Annotated in this window: 19 protein-coding genes; 8 read left to right on the forward strand and 11 right to left on the reverse strand. The window is 62.1% G+C overall.

Annotated elements, in window-relative coordinates:
- Positions 1–289: 289 nt before the first annotated feature.
- Positions 290–1,363 (forward strand): YadA-like family protein, encoded by a 1,074-nt coding sequence (locus AC07UC_RS21740; protein WP_181179936.1) that lies wholly within the window; start codon positions 290–292, stop codon positions 1,361–1,363.
- 25 nt (positions 1,364–1,388) lie between these two features.
- Positions 1,389–2,012: a hypothetical protein gene (locus AC07UC_RS21745; protein WP_494907374.1), complete on the forward strand. Its 624-nt coding sequence runs from the start codon at positions 1,389–1,391 to the stop codon at positions 2,010–2,012.
- A 162-nt stretch (positions 2,013–2,174) separates the two neighbouring features.
- Here the strand turns inward: AC07UC_RS21745 and AC07UC_RS21750 are convergent, their stop codons facing one another.
- On the reverse strand, positions 2,175–2,546 hold the full coding sequence (locus AC07UC_RS21750) for a hypothetical protein (protein WP_494907375.1): 372 nt from the start codon (positions 2,544–2,546) through the stop codon (positions 2,175–2,177).
- Here AC07UC_RS21750 and dusA point away from each other — a divergent pair.
- On the forward strand, positions 2,529–3,524 hold the full coding sequence (gene dusA, locus AC07UC_RS21755) for a tRNA dihydrouridine(20/20a) synthase DusA (protein WP_494907376.1): 996 nt from the start codon (positions 2,529–2,531) through the stop codon (positions 3,522–3,524). The genes AC07UC_RS21750 and dusA overlap by 18 nt on opposite strands.
- Before the next feature lie 103 nt (positions 3,525–3,627).
- On the opposite strand, the gene AC07UC_RS21760 is transcribed toward dusA, so the two are convergent.
- Both AC07UC_RS21760 and AC07UC_RS21765 read right to left on the reverse strand, forming a co-directional pair.
- A complete protein-coding gene (locus AC07UC_RS21760) occupies positions 3,628–4,335 on the reverse strand; it encodes a TIGR02281 family clan AA aspartic protease (protein ID WP_494907377.1) in 708 nt (235 codons plus the stop codon).
- A gap of 10 nt (positions 4,336–4,345) precedes the next feature.
- The gene (locus tag AC07UC_RS21765) at positions 4,346–4,576 is read right to left on the reverse strand and encodes a DUF1289 domain-containing protein (protein WP_010909481.1); all 231 of its coding nucleotides are present in this window, start codon (positions 4,574–4,576) and stop codon (positions 4,346–4,348) included.
- 197 nt (positions 4,577–4,773) lie between these two features.
- Between AC07UC_RS21765 and AC07UC_RS21770 the strand changes: the two genes are divergently transcribed.
- Positions 4,774–5,772, forward strand: coding sequence for a nicotinate-nucleotide--dimethylbenzimidazole phosphoribosyltransferase (locus AC07UC_RS21770; RefSeq protein WP_494907378.1), 999 nt, complete (start codon positions 4,774–4,776; stop codon positions 5,770–5,772).
- Between the two features lie 34 nt (positions 5,773–5,806).
- Here AC07UC_RS21770 and AC07UC_RS21775 read toward each other — a convergent pair whose 3' ends face one another.
- Complete coding sequence (locus AC07UC_RS21775) at positions 5,807–7,327, reverse strand: sensor histidine kinase (protein ID WP_140773788.1); 1,521 nt, start codon at positions 7,325–7,327, stop codon at positions 5,807–5,809.
- 76 nt (positions 7,328–7,403) lie between these two features.
- Here AC07UC_RS21775 and AC07UC_RS21780 point away from each other — a divergent pair, with 76 nt between their 5' ends.
- The 4 genes from AC07UC_RS21780 (at position 7,404) to AC07UC_RS21795 (ending at position 9,880) form a co-directional block, all read left to right on the forward strand.
- Positions 7,404–8,024 (forward strand): thermonuclease family protein, encoded by a 621-nt coding sequence (locus tag AC07UC_RS21780; protein ID WP_494907379.1) that lies wholly within the window; start codon positions 7,404–7,406, stop codon positions 8,022–8,024.
- Positions 8,025–8,055: 31 nt separating this feature from the next.
- Positions 8,056–8,667: a glutathione S-transferase gene (locus AC07UC_RS21785; protein ID WP_202322657.1), complete on the forward strand. Its 612-nt coding sequence runs from the start codon at positions 8,056–8,058 to the stop codon at positions 8,665–8,667.
- The gene (locus AC07UC_RS21790; RefSeq protein ID WP_494907380.1) at positions 8,607–9,281 is read left to right on the forward strand and encodes a uracil-DNA glycosylase family protein; all 675 of its coding nucleotides are present in this window, start codon (positions 8,607–8,609) and stop codon (positions 9,279–9,281) included. The genes AC07UC_RS21785 and AC07UC_RS21790 overlap by 61 nt, the downstream gene beginning before the upstream one ends.
- 107 nt (positions 9,282–9,388) lie before the next feature.
- Positions 9,389–9,880: an Lrp/AsnC family transcriptional regulator gene (locus AC07UC_RS21795; protein ID WP_006205209.1), complete on the forward strand. Its 492-nt coding sequence runs from the start codon at positions 9,389–9,391 to the stop codon at positions 9,878–9,880.
- Between the two features lie 112 nt (positions 9,881–9,992).
- Here the strand turns inward: AC07UC_RS21795 and AC07UC_RS21800 are convergent, their stop codons facing one another.
- From AC07UC_RS21800 to AC07UC_RS21830, 7 genes are all read right to left on the reverse strand, one after another.
- The gene (locus AC07UC_RS21800; protein ID WP_494907382.1) at positions 9,993–10,559 is read right to left on the reverse strand and encodes a DUF3299 domain-containing protein; all 567 of its coding nucleotides are present in this window, start codon (positions 10,557–10,559) and stop codon (positions 9,993–9,995) included.
- 44 nt (positions 10,560–10,603) lie between these two features.
- On the reverse strand, positions 10,604–11,182 hold the full coding sequence (locus tag AC07UC_RS21805; RefSeq protein WP_494907383.1) for a GNAT family N-acetyltransferase: 579 nt from the start codon (positions 11,180–11,182) through the stop codon (positions 10,604–10,606).
- Entirely contained in the window at positions 11,142–11,846 is a 705-nt protein-coding gene (locus AC07UC_RS21810) for a DNA alkylation repair protein (protein WP_494907384.1), read from the reverse strand. Before AC07UC_RS21810 ends, AC07UC_RS21805 begins: the two co-directional genes overlap by 41 nt.
- An 8-nt stretch (positions 11,847–11,854) precedes the next feature.
- Positions 11,855–12,724 carry an NAD(P)-dependent oxidoreductase gene (locus AC07UC_RS21815; RefSeq protein WP_140773795.1) on the reverse strand — a complete coding sequence of 290 codons (870 nt, stop codon included), beginning with the start codon at positions 12,722–12,724 and terminating at the stop codon, positions 11,855–11,857.
- A gap of 217 nt (positions 12,725–12,941) precedes the next feature.
- Positions 12,942–13,847: an ABC transporter permease gene (locus AC07UC_RS21820; protein WP_202322661.1), complete on the reverse strand. Its 906-nt coding sequence runs from the start codon at positions 13,845–13,847 to the stop codon at positions 12,942–12,944.
- Positions 13,844–14,563 carry an ABC transporter permease gene (locus tag AC07UC_RS21825; RefSeq protein ID WP_140773797.1) on the reverse strand — a complete coding sequence of 240 codons (720 nt, stop codon included), beginning with the start codon at positions 14,561–14,563 and terminating at the stop codon, positions 13,844–13,846. Before AC07UC_RS21825 ends, AC07UC_RS21820 begins: the two co-directional genes overlap by 4 nt.
- 80 nt (positions 14,564–14,643) lie before the next feature.
- Positions 14,644–15,429, reverse strand: a complete 786-nt coding sequence (locus AC07UC_RS21830) for an ABC transporter substrate-binding protein (RefSeq protein WP_140773798.1) — start codon at positions 15,427–15,429, stop codon at positions 14,644–14,646.
- Positions 15,430–15,437 lie beyond the last annotated feature (8 nt).

Consider the following 15,437-nt stretch of genomic DNA (forward strand, 5'->3'; position numbering starts at 1 on the left):
CCGAAAGCGCCCAATGGGTGAAATACAGCATAGTGTGGGTACGTTGGCTAGTTAGGACAGTGATCTTGTCCAATTCGTCGTTGATACATTGTCTCCGGCCTCGCCGTATCCACCAATTGGTGGATGCCGTCGTCCGCCCCGACGACTAGTTTCCAGCCGATTGCGAATCTTGTTGATCAGGCGGGGGCGTTTGGGGATGACAAAACAGTGCGGCGGGGCGAGAGACGCGTTTAAAGCTTGCGGTACGAGGGATGGCTCTTTTTCCGGATCCCCGCCGAAGATGCGATCTTTGCTGGGCGTTTCCTCGGTCGTGCTCGGCATCATGATGTCTTCAGGGACCTCGGCCCGTGCCGACGACTGTGGCGACGGCGACGGTCTAGACGGTGCCTATGCCTGCGGCGTTGACGCTTTGGCATCGGGCAGTGCTTCCAACAGCGCGTTCGGCAATGAGGCTCACGCCTTTGACGGTGGCCGCAACACCGCACTCGGCGCCTCCGCCAGTGCCTTCAACGGGGCCAACGCCACGGCCGTGGGCGCCGGTGCCACCGCGTTCGGCAACGACACCACTGCTGTCGGCCAAGGCAGCAATGCGGGGTTCGCTGGGTCCACAGCCGTGGGCAAGGGCGTTGCCACGACGAGGGCAGACCAGGTCGCCATCGGCGGCAGCCAGGCAACCTACACGCTCGCGGGCCTGCCGTCGGCGGCCAGCACGAACGCCCAGTCCGGCACGACCTACATGGTCACGACGGACAGCGCCGGGAATCTGGCGGCCTCGACATTCGACCTGGCAACGCTGTCGTCACTGCCCGCGCAGGTGACGCAGAACAGTTCCGACATCACCGCGCTGCAAGGCACCGTGAGCGGCCACACCACCGAACTGGCCAACCACGAAACGCGCATCACCAACGCCGAGGGCGGTATTGCGCAGCACACGACCCAGATCGCCTCGCTCGACACAAGAGTGACCACGAACACTGCCGACATCGCTACCAATACCAACAACATAGCCATCAACACCGCCAATATTGCCATTAACACCGCCGATATCGCCACCAACACCACCAATATTGCATTGCTGGATGGCCGGGTGGGAAGCCTCGAAAGCGGTCTGAATGCGGTCAACGGCAGAATCGACAAGGCGTTCGAGGGCACTGCCATGGCACTGGCTATGGCCGGGAGCGGCCTTCCTGGCGACAAGAACTATGCTGTCTCGCTGAACTGGGGCACGTTCCAAGGCGAGAACGCCTTCGCAGGCAGTGCACAGGCCCGCATCAGCGAAAACGTTGTCCTGAGCGGCGGCATTGGCGTCGGCGCCAGCAACCATACTGTTGGCGGGCGGGCGGGCGTGACGGTGGCCTGGTAGTAAGGGTCAGGCCGGGCTGTTGGCTATGAGCGTTGTCGACCTGGGGGCCTCAATGTGGAAAGGCATCGCCCTGGGCGCACTGTTACTGGCGGTGCCTGCAGCTCCCATCGCATCGCCAGCTATGTCCCAGGCCTCCAGCACGCCGGACAAGAAGGCCCAGCCCAAGCCGGCCCAGATCGACCGAAACGGTGTGCTGATCCTGACGCGGAGCGTCCTGCTGGCGCTTGACCAAGCCAACAAGACTGGCAACTACACCGTGCTGCGCGACCTTGGCTCGCCCAATTTCCAGGCCAACAGCGCAGCTGGACTCGGCGATATCTTTGCGGCGCAGCGCAAGCAGGCGCTCGATTTCAGCGCGGTGGCGGTGTTGGAGCCGCAGCTAACCCTTCTGCCGCAGATCGAGCCCAACGGCATGCTGCACATGGCCGGTTTTTTTCCTTCGGCACCGTTGCAGGTGAACTTCGAACTGCTCTTCGAGCCGGTTAGCCGGCAGTGGAAGATTTTTGGTGTCTCGGTCAACCTTACCCCCGGCGGACCACAGGCGCCGGATAAGCCATTGGCCGATGATCCCAAGCCTTCGCAAGCAGCGCCGCCCCCCGAAGCGCCGTCGGTCGCGGTCGGGAAAAAGATGAAGGCCACCAAGCCGTAACTCCGCTGGCGACTCGCGCATTCTGCTGTTCCTGCCGCCAACCTCACTTGCGCGGATTACGCTGCCCTCGCGGCTCGGATAGTGTGAAGCATTTCCGGCTTGAGATGCGTATAACGCCTCAATATCTTCCAATCCCTGTGACCTGTGACCAGTGCAACCTGTTCAATTGTAAATCCCGAGAGCCATCGGTCCGGCACCTTGGGCGGCCCGTTCTCGACCAAATCGAATGAGCCGTTCGCGATCCAATGCTGCGATGTTGCACTTCCCCAAATGTCTTCGGAGCATGTCGAGGGCCACGGCCTTGGAGCGGCGAGGGGACTTGCCTACATCGCACATGTCGTCGATATGAAGGTCGATGAGTTCGCCGAAGGTTTTCAGGCGCGCTATACGGGACTTTGTCGGCGTCTCACCGCGATCGACTTGGCGCTCGGTTTCGGTTGCCCAGTGCCGCGCGTCGTCTCTCTGGCGTAAATTCGTGTGCACCCGGCAGGTTCTGACGATTTGATGTAAAAAAAGATGAAAAATCAAGATCATAGAGTGGCTGTAGCGCCCATGATGGACTGGACGGACCGGCATTGCCGATTCTTCCACCGCCAGCTGACGAACCGTGCGTTGCTTTACACCGAAATGGTGGTGGCAGACGCGGTCCTCCACGGCGCGCGCGATCGGTTGCTTGGCTTCGATGCGGTGGAACATCCGGTCGCCTTGCAGCTCGGCGGTTCCGATCCCGCGAAACTTGCCGAGGCGGCGCGCATTGGCGAGGCTTTCGGCTATGACGAAATCAATCTCAATGTCGGCTGCCCGTCCGACCGCGTCCAGTCGGGGACGTTCGGTGCCTGCCTGATGAAAGTGCCCAACCTTGTCGCCGAGTGCGTCGCGGCGATGAGAGCTGCGGTGACGATCCCCGTCACCGTCAAATGCCGCATCGGCGTTGACGAACAGGATCCCGAGCCGGCGCTTGACACGCTGGCCGACGGGGTCTTCGATGCCGGCGCCGACGCGTTGTGGGTGCATGCACGCAAGGCATGGCTGGAAGGGCTGAGCCCCAAGGAAAACCGAGACATTCCGCCGCTTGACTATGACAGGGTCTATAGGCTGAAGGCTGGAAAACCGAGCAAATTCATAGGCATCAATGGTGGTATTCAGTCACTTGAAGAGGCGCGGGCGCATCTCGATCAGGTTGATGGCGCCATGCTTGGACGCGCCGCCTACCATACACCAGGCATTCTGGCCGGCGTCGATGCCGGCTTCTATGGCGCAAAGCCCGAGGCGTTCGACTTCGCAGCGCTTATCGACGCGATGGCCGGTTATGCAGCGCGCCACATCGAGCAGGGCGGGCGGCTCGGCCATGTCACCCGCCATATGGTCGGGCTGTTCCATGGGCTGCCCGGCGCGCGCCGTTACCGCCAGATCCTGTCGACCGACGCGAACCGGCCCGGTGCCGGGCCTGATGTGCTGAAGACGGCGTTTGCGGCCGTCGACTTTGGCGCAGGGACCGCCGAAGCGGCCTGAGCTGGAGCAATTCCAGGACAGTGTAAAACGGTTTTCCGTCCGTGAATTGCGTCGAAGCAAAGAGTGGGAGCAGCTCACCGTTTCCATGAAACGGTGAACTGCTTTAGTCCCTGAGGATCATGCGGTCGCCGCGCACGTCGAAGCCTGACAGCGAACCGATGAAGTTCATGCCGAGCAGGCTCTGGCTCAGCATGCCAGGGGCCGCGACCATCACCGACATGTCCTTGCGCACGATACCGCCGATCGCCACCGCGTCGGTCTTGACCGCCGCGGCGCGCGCCATGCCGTTGGCTGTCGAAACCGGTATCGTGTAGTTGAGCGCGGCAGGGTTGAAGCCGGCGGCTTGCGCGTCTTCCGACGTCAGCACCGTGCTGGTAGCGCCAGTATCGACCACGGCCCGCACCGGGTTGCCGTTGACCAGGATGCGCGCCTCGAAATGGCCGTTGTCGGCCTTGTCGAGGGTCACGGTGGCGTGGCCGTCTTCGACGCCAAGCGCCAGCGGGCTGCCGGGAACGAGGCCCGCCGTCACCCGGCTGGCGACGTCCTGCAGTTCGTAGCGATACTGGTAGCCGGTGATCAGGGCGAGCACGATTGCCGCCCAGGCGCCAAGGTTGCGGGCCATCGCGCCCAGCGGGCGGCCTGACCGCAGCAGGCCGGCACCGATCAGGGCGCCGAAGGCGCCAAGCCAGATCAGCCGGCCGAAATCGTAATTTGCCACGCCAAGCGTGCTGCCGGCGGAATCGTTGAGCATGAGCAGGACCGCGCCCACGCCGATCACCGCCATCATAATCCAGAACAGCCGGCTGCTCATCCGTGCCTCGCTAGAGTGCGTCGCGTTCGCGCGCCATGCGGGTGCGGCGCGTTTCCCGGCGCGGCCGGCGCTCGACCGTTTCCAGCCGGGCCGGCAGTTCGGCCATCACATTGCGGCGCGTTTCGGGCGTCATCCCCATCCAGGCGCCGATTTCCTCGCGCGTGCGGCCGCAACCGAAACAGAAGCCGGTTTTCATGTCGATCGAACAGACGAGGATGCAGGGCGATTCGATGGCCGTCATGACTTTCTCACGAGCGACCCGTTTGGAATCCGCTCTTCCATCTCCACATGGTGCAACGGCAAAGCCAATGCAAGCCCTCGCAATCGCGCCGTCCCGGGCCATCTTTGCGGCAATCAAGGCGGATGTTTGGGGGAGGTTGTGCCGATCACGCAACGCGGCTATGCCGCTCACCAAATCCAGGAATGATTGCTCACGACATGACCAGCGCGTTACCTTTCGACGATTTTCGCAACCTGCTCGACAATTTGCCGGCAGCCGATCTCAAGGCGGAAGCGCGCGTGCATGCGTTGTTCGCCAAGGCGGACAAGCCAGCGCATTCGCTCGGCCGCATCGAGGAGATCGCCGCGTGGCTTGCGGCCTGGAGCGGCAGGGCTCCGCCCGCCGTGACAAGGCCGTTGATGGCGGTCTTCGCCGGCAATCATGGCGTGGTCAGACATGGCATTTCGCCACGCCCGGTGGCAGCAACAGCCAATGCGGTCGAGCTTTGCGCGGCCGGTGGCGCGGCTATCAACCAGATCTGCATCGCCAACGATCTCGGGCTGAAGGTGTTCGATCTTGCGCTGCACATCCCGACCGGCGACATCACCGATGATGCCGCGCTTGACGAGCGCGGTTGCGCGGCGACCATGGCCTTCGGCATGGAAGCGATCGCCGGCGGCACCGACCTGCTTTGCCTCGGCGATCTCGGTGTCGGCAATTCCACCGTCGCTGCCGCGCTGTTTGCGGCACTGTTCGGGGGCAGGGGTGCTGATTGGGTCGGCCCGGGATCCGGCGCCGATGCGGCCATGCAGGCGCGCAAGGCGGAGGTGGTCGATGCGGCACTGGCGTTTCACGGCGACCATCTAGAGGACCCGCTGGAGGTGTTGCGCCGGGTCGGCGGTCGCGAGTTCGCGGCGATAGCCGGCGCCATCCTCGCCGCGCGGATGCAGAAGATTCCCGTGCTGCTCGACGGCCTTGCGGCAACGGCCGCAGCGGCGGTGCTTTATGTCGCGAACCCCGGAGCGCTAGACCATTGTCTTCTCGCCAGCCTGTCGCCGGAGCCCGCGCATGCAAGAGCCGCCGAACTCCTTGATTTGCGCCCGCTGCTCGACCTCGGCATAAGCCATGGCGAAGGGGCGGGGGCGGCGCTTGGCGCGGGCCTCGTCAAGGCGGCGGCGCTGACCAGTTCGGGCATGGCGGCGGCTGTTCGGGGTTAGCCACGAGGCATACGCGGCGTTGACGAGGTAGCGCCTATCGCCGCCGTGCCGCTACTGCCGCGGTCGGCAATGCCGGCAGCTCTTCCATCACTCGGCTCAGCGGGAAGATGGCAATCGCCTCGGTGCCTTCGCGCAGCTTGGAATGGAGCTCGAATTCGCCGCCATGCATGGCAAGCAGCCCTTGCACGATCGGCAGGCCAAGCCCGGTGCCTTGCTCGGCGCTCTTGATGGCGATCGAGCCCTGGCCGAAGGCTGAAAGCACGATCGGAATCTCGTCCTCGGGAATGCCCGGGCCATTGTCCTTGATCGAAATGTATTGCCCGCCGCCCGCCGTCCAGCCGACGCGGACGCGGATTTCGCCGCCGGTGGCGGTGAATTTTATGGCGTTGGACAAAAGGTTGAGCGCGATCTGGCGCACGGCGCGCTCGTCGGCGAACAGACGCGGCAATGTCTGTTCGAAATCCTGGATGACGCGGATGTCCTTGTTGCGCGCCCTCAACTCCATCATATGGCAGCAATCCTCGACGATGTTCAGCAACATCACCGGCTCCTCGTTGAGCTGGTAGCGGCCGGCCTCGATGCGCGACAGGTCGAGGATCTCATTGATCAAGTCGAGCAGATGCTGGCCGGAGTCGTGCACGTCATGGGCGTAGTCGCGATAGGTGGGGTTGCTCATCGGGCCCAGCACTTCGTTCGCCATCACCTCGGAAAAGCCGAGAATGGCGTTGAGCGGCGTGCGCAATTCATGGCTCATCGAAGCGAGGAAGCGCGACTTCGCCAGATTGGCATCCTCAGCCCGCCGCCGCGCCTCGTCCGACATCGATTTCGCCGTCTCGAGTTCGGCGATCAGCGCGTCCTTTTCGGAGCGGAACGACAACAGCATCAGGGAGGAGCGGTTGAGTTGACGGGCGACATAGGCGAAGAAAGGCAGCGACACGACAAGCAGCCCTGCCATGATCGCCTCGACCGGCATCCACAATCTGGTGCCGACATAGGCATAGAGTGCGACAGGAACGGCAAAGGTCACCAGCAGTGCTCCGCTGAGCGACGAGGCCATGAGAGCCGTCCCGGCCATGGCAAGCAGCATCACCACCGCCTTGACCACCTGGAACTGGTCGACCTCGCAGGCGGCGCAGCCGAGCAGGACGAACCAGGCCCAGCCGAGGCCGCACAGGAAGTGGCCGACCAGGAATTCCCTTCGCGTTTGCAAGGGGTTGAGCTCGGACGCTTCCGTGCGCTCAATGCGCCGGGCCATGAAGGCGACGATGGTATAGCAAGTGAGCGTGAACAGCGCCCAGAGCCCGATCTCGTTGCCGACGCCGGCCAGCCGGCCAGCCGCGGCGATCGCCAGGACCAGCAGCGGGATGGCCACGGCGCCGCTTGTCATGGCGCGGGCGTGGAGATTCAGCAGTTCACGGTCGAAATCGGGATTGCCCGCCTGCTGCGAAAGACGGTCGCGCGTCTTGCGCACCGCGCGCGCCACATCGCTGTTGCGATGAGGTTTCCTGCGGTCCACAATGAACTTGTCCGCTGTGTTCGAGCGTTGCAAGGGCATCAAAAACTTCAATTTATGCGTGCAGCGGTTCCAAGGTGTTAAGCTACGTTCGAATGATTAACCAACCGTTTGCCATATGAGCCGTTCCTGGTCGCCAAGATCGCGCCGGTACGCGGCGCCGCGCCCGAGAAGCCTGTGGCGCAAGCTCATGGACTACGGGCTGACTATCGTCATTCTGGGGCTGCTGATCCTGCTGGCGGCACGCCTCGACCGGGTCGAGACGCGCAAGACGCAAGGCGCGGCCGTCATCAATGACGGCGATTCGATCACGCTCGGCACCGAGCGCATCCGCATGCGCGGCATCGACGCGCCTGAATACACCCAGACCTGCCGCAGGAACGGCGCCGATTATGCCTGCGGCACGCTTGCGCGCCAGTCGCTGGTGCGCCTGATCGCCGGCAGGCCGGTCACTTGCAGCGGCTGGCAGCGGGATCGTTATGGCCGGCTGCTTGGCAACTGCAATGCGGGTGACACGGATCTGAACCGCGCCCAGGTCGAGGCTGGCTGGGCCGTTGCCTATGGCGATTTCGAAAGCGAGGAAGCGACTGCTCGCGCGGCAAAGGTCGGCATCTGGGCGGGGACGTTCGACCGGCCGCAGGACTGGCGCGACAGCCATCGCGGCGAAGTCGTGGAGCGAAAACACGGCACGCTGGCATCGATCGGGGATGCCGTGCGGGAGATTTTTCGCTTCTGGTGAAACGCATCTGGCGGAAGGGAAGGAGGATCGAATGAAGCTTTTCGACGGCGGCCGGGCGCCCAACCCGCGGCGGGTACGCGTTTTCCTTGCCGAGAAAGGGATCGCGGTTCCAATCGTGTCCGTCGACATGGGCGCGCTGGAGCACAAGAGCCAAACAGTGAGTTCGCGCAACCCTTTACAACGCCTGCCGGTGCTGGAACTTGACGATGGCACCATCATCACGGAATCAGTCGCCATCTGCCGCTACTTCGAGGAGTTGCAGCCCGAACCGGCCCTGTTCGGACGCGGCGCGCTCGGCAAGGCGCAGGTCGAGATGTGGCAGAGGCGGATGGAGCTCAATCTGCTGGGCAGCGTCGCGCAGGCCTTTCGCCATATCCATCCGGCCATGAAGGAATGGGAAATCCCGCAGGTCCCGGAATGGGGCGAGGCCAACAAGCCGAAGGCGGTCGAGTTCCTGAAGATCCTCGACCGCGAGTTGGCGAGCCGTGAGTTCGCCGCCGGTGACAACTATTCGATTGCCGATATTACCGGCCTGATCGCGATCGACTTCATGAAGCCGGCCCGCATCAAGGTGCCGGAGGAATGCACCAATGTGTTGCGCTGGCATCAGGCGATCTCCAGCCGGACGAGTGCCGCCGCTTGAGTGTGGAACTGGACAGCTTTGCTGCGACGGTCCGGGCCTGCCGCATCTGCGTCGAGAATCCCGTCGGCAAGCCGCTGCCGTATGAGCCAAGGCCGGTTCTGCGGCCGTCGTCCAGCGCGCGCATCCTGATCGCCAGCCAGGCGCCGGGAACCAAGGTGCACCTGTCAGGCATGCCGTTCACCGATGCCTCCGGCGACCGCCTGCGCAACTGGCTTGGTGTGACCAGCGACGAATTCTACGACATAGAGAAATTCGCCATCGTGCCGATGGGCTTCTGCTTTCCCGGTCAGGATGCCAAGGGCAGCGACTTGCCGCCAAGGCGCGAATGCGCACCGGCATGGCGCGCGCCCTTGATGGCCCTGATGCCGGCGATCGACCTGGTGCTGACGATCGGCATCTATGCGCAGTCCTGGCACATGGGCGCCGCGCGCCGACCCTCGCTGACGGAAACGGTGATGGACTGGCGTGCCATCTGGGAGGATTCGGTCGGCACGAAAGTGCTGCCTCTGCCGCATCCGTCCTGGCGCAACACCGGCTGGCTAAAGCAGAATCCATGGTTTGAAATGGATTTGCTGCCTTTCCTTCGGTCGGAAATCCGCTATCGCATTGGCTAGGCATTCAGCAAGAAATCACTCGCTTTAGTGGCGATTGGCAGAATTTCTTTCTTGTTAAAGCCTCGAATAAGAGGGAATATAGATAAACTATTCCCCAGGAGCCTCTCATGGACCGCCTTGACCGAAAAATTCTACGCCTCCTGCAGGAGGACGCGACGCTCGCGGTCGCCGATGTCGCCAAGAAAGTCGGCCTGTCGACCACGCCCTGCTGGCGCCGCATCCAGAAGCTCGAGGAGGAAGGCGTCATCAAGCGGCGCGTCGCCATTCTCGACCATGAGAAGGTCAATGTACGGGTCACTGTCTTCGTCTCGATCCGCACCAATTCACACAGCCATGAGTGGCTGCGGCGGTTTTCCGAGGTCATCCAGGAATTTCCCGAGGTGGTCGAGTTCTACCGCATGAGCGGCGACGTCGATTACCTGCTGCGCGTCGTGGTGCCCGACATCGCCGCCTATGACGCCTTCTACAAGCGGCTGATCGCCAAGATCGAGATCCGTGACGTGTCGTCGTCCTTCGCCATGGAGCAGATCAAGTACACCACAGAGATCCCGCTCGACTACATGGTGTTGGACAAGGAATCGGGTGCCAACGCTGCCTGAGCGCCAAACCGTTAGAGCATTTCACCGTTTCGCGGAAACGGCGAAATGCTCTAACTCTTTGTTTTGACGCAATTCCTGTGGGAAAACCGTTCACGCTTTTCCTGGAATTGCTCTAGTTCTTCTTTTTGTTGAGGAAACTCCAGGGCGAATTCACCGGCAGGACGATGGTGTCCGGCACGGTGTCGACGCCGACAACCTCCGCCTTGCGCACGGTATAGCCGGACTGGATGACACTGACGCCATCCAGAATGAACAGCTGGCTCTTTTCCATGTCCGGCCTCAGGGCGCCGGTGACGGCGACCGACTGGTAGGCTTGCGACATCTTGTAGGGATGGGCTGGCGTGACCAGCACGATCTGGTTGGGTGGCGGCGTCGGCATGTGGCTGCACGCGCCCGTCCATGGCACCAGCAGGAACTGATACACAAGGTCACCGTCGCGATCGACCGGCAATGCATAGCCGGCTAATTGTACCGTCTTGTCCTGCAGGCCAAGCGACAGCGTCTCGCCATGATCGGGCAATTTTGCCGCGATCATCGGCAGGCCGGCGTCTTCGGCAACCGCCTGGCTCGCCGGGCGCAGATCCTTCCAGAATATGTGCGTGGTCTCGGCCGAGGCACCGGCGGCGCAGAGAGACAGCGCGGCCGCGAGCGCCAGCATTGATTTGAAATGGATGCTCATGCCGCTTCCTTTGCGGGCGAGTAGAGACGCCGTGCCCAATGACGTCAATGCTCGAGCCGCATCACATGTCGGCGAGAACCGGCCATGCCGGCCTCGCGGAAGCCACGCGATGCAAACATGTCGCGAAAACCCATGAAACGGTAACTCGGCGACGCCTCGGACACCGGATAGGCCTCGATGATACGCGCGCCCTTGGCGAAGGCATGATCGATGGCGGCATCGAGCAACGCCGAAGCAAGGCCGCCGCCGCGCAAAGCCCTCGGCACATAGAAGCAGACGATCGACCATACGCCGCTCTCGCCGTCATCCTGCTGCTTTGAAAGCTTGCGATAGGTCTCGCGTGGCGCGACCGAGCACCAGCCGATGGTCTTGCCGTCGAGCTCGGCGGCTATGCCGACCGGGGTGCTGGCATCGATGAGCGCCATCATCCGCCGCTTCTTCTCGTCGCTCTGGATGTGCTCGCGGCCGGACTGCCGCCAGACCATGCACCAGCAATATTTTGGCGCCCCCGGCTGCTCGAACAAAGTCTCGAAGCCGCCACGGGTCGCTCGCGTCACCTCGGTGAAGCGGATGTTGGCGAGGTCAAACGTTTCTGGCGGCGATCCGCGCGAGCGTTTTGGCATCGGTCAGCTCCTTCACGGCATTCCTGCCGTTCCAGCGTGCCGTCTTGTCGGTCGATCGCGCGAGCCGTTCAGCGACAGCAAGGGCCGCGCCGTGCATGGCCATCGATCGCTTGCCGATCGAACGAAGCGCCCAGTTCACGGCTTTCTTCACGAAATTACGGTCGTCAGTGGCATGCGCCTCGATGATCGGCAGGAAGGTGAGAAAGGTCGCCTCCGGCTCTTTCTTCCGGTGGACGACAGACCAGGCCATCATGGCAAAGGCCGTGCGTCGAACGAATTCCCGTTCATCGGCCGCGAACTCGCCGATCAGATCCTTCCAGGCGCCCGTGTCGACGAAGAGATCGGAGACGCCGTCGACGATATCCCAGGAATCGAAACTCGACGCCCATTGCCTTGCGTTCGCGGCGGAAAACCGGCTCGGGTCGGCCGTAACGGAAGCGATGAACTGCGCCTCCATAATGCCTGACTCCCAAAGCTCAAAAGCGCGCTCATGGTTGCGTTTGATCTTCCGGGCGATCTGCCGCTGGACGCCATGTGGGATTCCAAGCGCGCGTTCGATCCTGATACCGTAGCGCAGCATGCCAAGACGATTTTCCTCCGAGCCGATCAAGCGCAGATGCGCGACGATTTCGTCGGCACTGGATTGGGGCGAAAGCTCGGCCATTGCAAATCCTACTTCTCCAGCCGCGCCAGCAGCGAGGACGTGTCCCAGCGCTTGCCGCCCATGGCCTGCACGTCCTTGTAGAACTGGTCGATAAGCGCGGTCACCGGCAGCCTGGCGCCGTTGCGATCAGCCTCCTCCAGGCAGATGCCGAGATCCTTGCGCATCCAGTCGACGGCAAAACCGAAATCATATTTTCCCGCATTCATGGTCTTGTGCCGGTTTTCCATCTGCCAGGATCCGGCCGCACCCTTGGAAATCACCTCGATCACCTTCTCGATGTCGAGCCCGGCCTTCTTGCCGAAATGGATGCCTTCCGACAGGCCCTGCACCAGCCCGGCGATGCAGATCTGGTTGATCATCTTGGTCAGCTGGCCGGCGCCCGCCGATCCCATCAGCCCGACCATGCGGGCATATGCGTCGATAACCGGCCTGGCCCTGTCGAACGCGGCCTGGTCGCCGCCGACCATGACGGTCAGCACGCCATTCTCGGCGCCAGCCTGGCCACCGGAGACCGGCGCGTCGAGAAACGAGAAGCCGCCGGCTTGCGCGGCCTCCGCCAATTCGCGCGCGACCTCGGCCGAGGCCGTGGTGTTATCGATGAAGACCGAACCTTTCTTCATCGATTTGAACGCACCATCGGGGCCTGTCGTCACCGAGCGCAGATCGTCGTCATTGCCGACGCAGGAAAAGACAAAGTCCTTGTCCTTGGCTGCCTCCGCCGGCGTCACCGCAAGGCTGCCGCCATGCTGGCCAACCCATTGCTCGGCCTTGGCCTTGGTGCGGTTGTAGACAGTGACGTCGTGGCCCCCCTTGTTCCTGAGGTGCCCGGCCATCGGATAACCCATTACGCCAAGACCGAGAAATGCCACGGATGCCATAAGCTTGCCCTTCAGACTGAAAATGGAATTTGCTGCGAAAGCTCTAGAGCAATTCCTGGAAAAATGTGAAGCGGTTTTCCCACAGGAATTGCGTCAAAACAAAGAGATAGAGCGGTTCGCCGTTTCCGCGAAACGATGAACCGTTCTAGACTCTGGGTTCAATTCGTCAAGACGCGAGGGAACACGATCGACTGGTGCAGCCGAAGCCGAGAACAGGTCAGCGTTTCAGGTGAATGGTGATGCGGCGCTCGATCCATTCGATGGCATGACGCAAGATCTCGACCATCACCAGATAGACGATGGCGACCCAGATATAGGCTTGAATGTCGAAGCTGTTCGCGAAGGCGAGCTTTGCATTGCCCATCAGATCATAAACCGTGATGATGGCGACGATGGCGGATGCCTTGACCATCAGGATCAGTTCATTGCCATAGGGTCGCAAGGCGACAATCAACGCCTGTGGCAAGACGATCTTGCGCAGCGTCTGCAGTTTGTGCAGGCCGAGCGAGGCTGCCCCTTCCCATTGCCCTCTTGGCACGCTTTCGATGGCACCGCGCAGGATTTCGGCCTGGTAGGCGGCGGTGTTGAGCGCAAAGGCGAAGACGCCGCAGTTGAAGGCGTCCTTGAAGAAATCCCAGAGCGTGAACCATCCCATCGTAAATCCGACCGGGATGCTTACGTGAGGCAGAACTTGGACCCAGTCGCTGACGACCGGTAGGTATAAGCCAACCGCACTGAGCTCCGGTCTGAACGAACCCACCCCGTAATAGACCAGAAATGTCTGAACCAGCAGCGGCGTGCCCCGGAAGAAATAGACGTAACAATAGGCAAGACCGGACAGGATCCGGTTCCTGGACATGCGCCCATAGGCGACAGGCACCGACAGGACGGCGCCAAGCACCATTGAAATGGCGACCAGCGACAGGGTGACGCCAAGCCCTCTGAGATAGGCCGGCGCATATTTGGCGAAGAAGGCTGCGTTCCAGGCAAAGAACAAGTAGCTGACGATGCCGAGGCCAAAGGCGATCCACAGGCAAACAAGCGCGTAGCCGACGATGCGTCGTCGCGGCCAGCCGCGAGCTCGCGGTGGTGGCCGTTCGACCATGGTGGCTGTCGCGCTCATCGTTGTGCCTCGCGTTTGCCGAGCGAGCGCAAAATGGCGTTGGTGGCGAAGGATGACACGACGGCCAGACCAAGAAAGACCAGTGCCGCCACGCCGTAAAACAGGAACGAATGCTTAGTGACGCGAGCGGCCACGCCGGCGTTGCGCAACGTCTCTGCTAGACCGACGACCGACACCAGTGAGGTGTCCTTCAGCAGGCTGAGCCAGCAATTCTCGAGACCAGGAAACGCTATGCGCAGCAACTGCGGCAAGATCACAAGGCGCATTGTCTGCCCGTAGGAAAGACCAATGGCATAACCACCCTCATACTGACCTTTCGGTATGGCACGGAAGGCCGACAGGAAAACCTCGCTGGCGTAGGACGAGAAGATCAGGGCAAGCACGATCATGCCGGCGACGAAGCTGTTGACGTCGATGGTCGCTTCGGGGCGGAAATACCGGATGATGTGCTGCAGCAGGATCGGCACGCCGAAGAAGAACAGGAAGAGCGTGACCAGTTCCGGCAGGCCACGAAAGACCGTGGTGTAGATGTTGGCGGCCAGGCGCAGCGAAGGCTCTTCGGATTGCTTGCCGAGCGCAATGAAAAAGCCGATCGTCAAACCAATGGGGAGCGTCGCCAGCGCCAGCAGAACCGTTACTACGACGCCATAGGCAATATCGTCACTCCAGCCATCGGGTCCCCAACTGAGAAGTGTCCATATGCTTTGGGCTGGCATTGACGGGTCTTATCTCCACGGCATTCCCAAGACGAATAGAAAGACGGCGGGGAATTTCCCCGCCGTCTTGATCCAGTCTATCAGGACTCGGCGCCGTAGACGTCGAACTTGAAGTACTTGTCGTTGATTTCCTTGTATTTTCCGCTGGCGCGAATGGCGTCGATGGCCTCATTGAGCTTGTTGACCAGGTCGGTCTCGCCCTTGCGCACGGCAATGCCGGCGCCAGGTCCGAAGATCTCGACCGGTTGCGGCGAGGGCTGGCCGAGAATCTTGCAGCAGGCACCATCGGGCGAGTCCAGCCACTGCTGCAGCACGACGATATCGTCCTCGATCGCGTCGAGACGACCATTGGCAAGATCCGCCTGCTCCTCGGGGCTGCTCGGATAACCCTTCACGGTGCTGTCGGTGTAGGTCTTCGAGGCATAGTTGAAATGCGTGGTCGTGGTGGCGACACCGATGGTCTTGCCGGCGAGATCTTCCTTGGTCACGCCCTTCAGCGTCGAGTCTTTCGGCACTGCCAGAGCCGAAGGCGTGTTGTAGTATTTGTGGGTGAAGTCGACCTTCTCCTTGCGCTCGGGGGTGATCGACATCGAGGCGACGATTGCGTCGAACTTACCGGCCTGAAGCGCGGGGATGATGCCGTCCCAATCCTGGGCGACGAAGGTGCACTTGACCTTCATCTGGTCGCACAGCGCCTGGGCGATATCGATGTCGAAGCCGACGAGCTTGCCGTCGGAGGTTAGGTTGTTGAACGGGGGATAGGCGCCTTCGGTGCCGATCCGCAGGGTCTTTTCCTGGGCCTGGGCTACGCCGAGCGTCAGCAGCGCGGCCGATGCGGCGAGCGCGATACGCAGTGCAATACGCATGATAGTCC

The organism is Mesorhizobium sp. GW821-FHT04C10 (genome assembly GCF_059420305.1).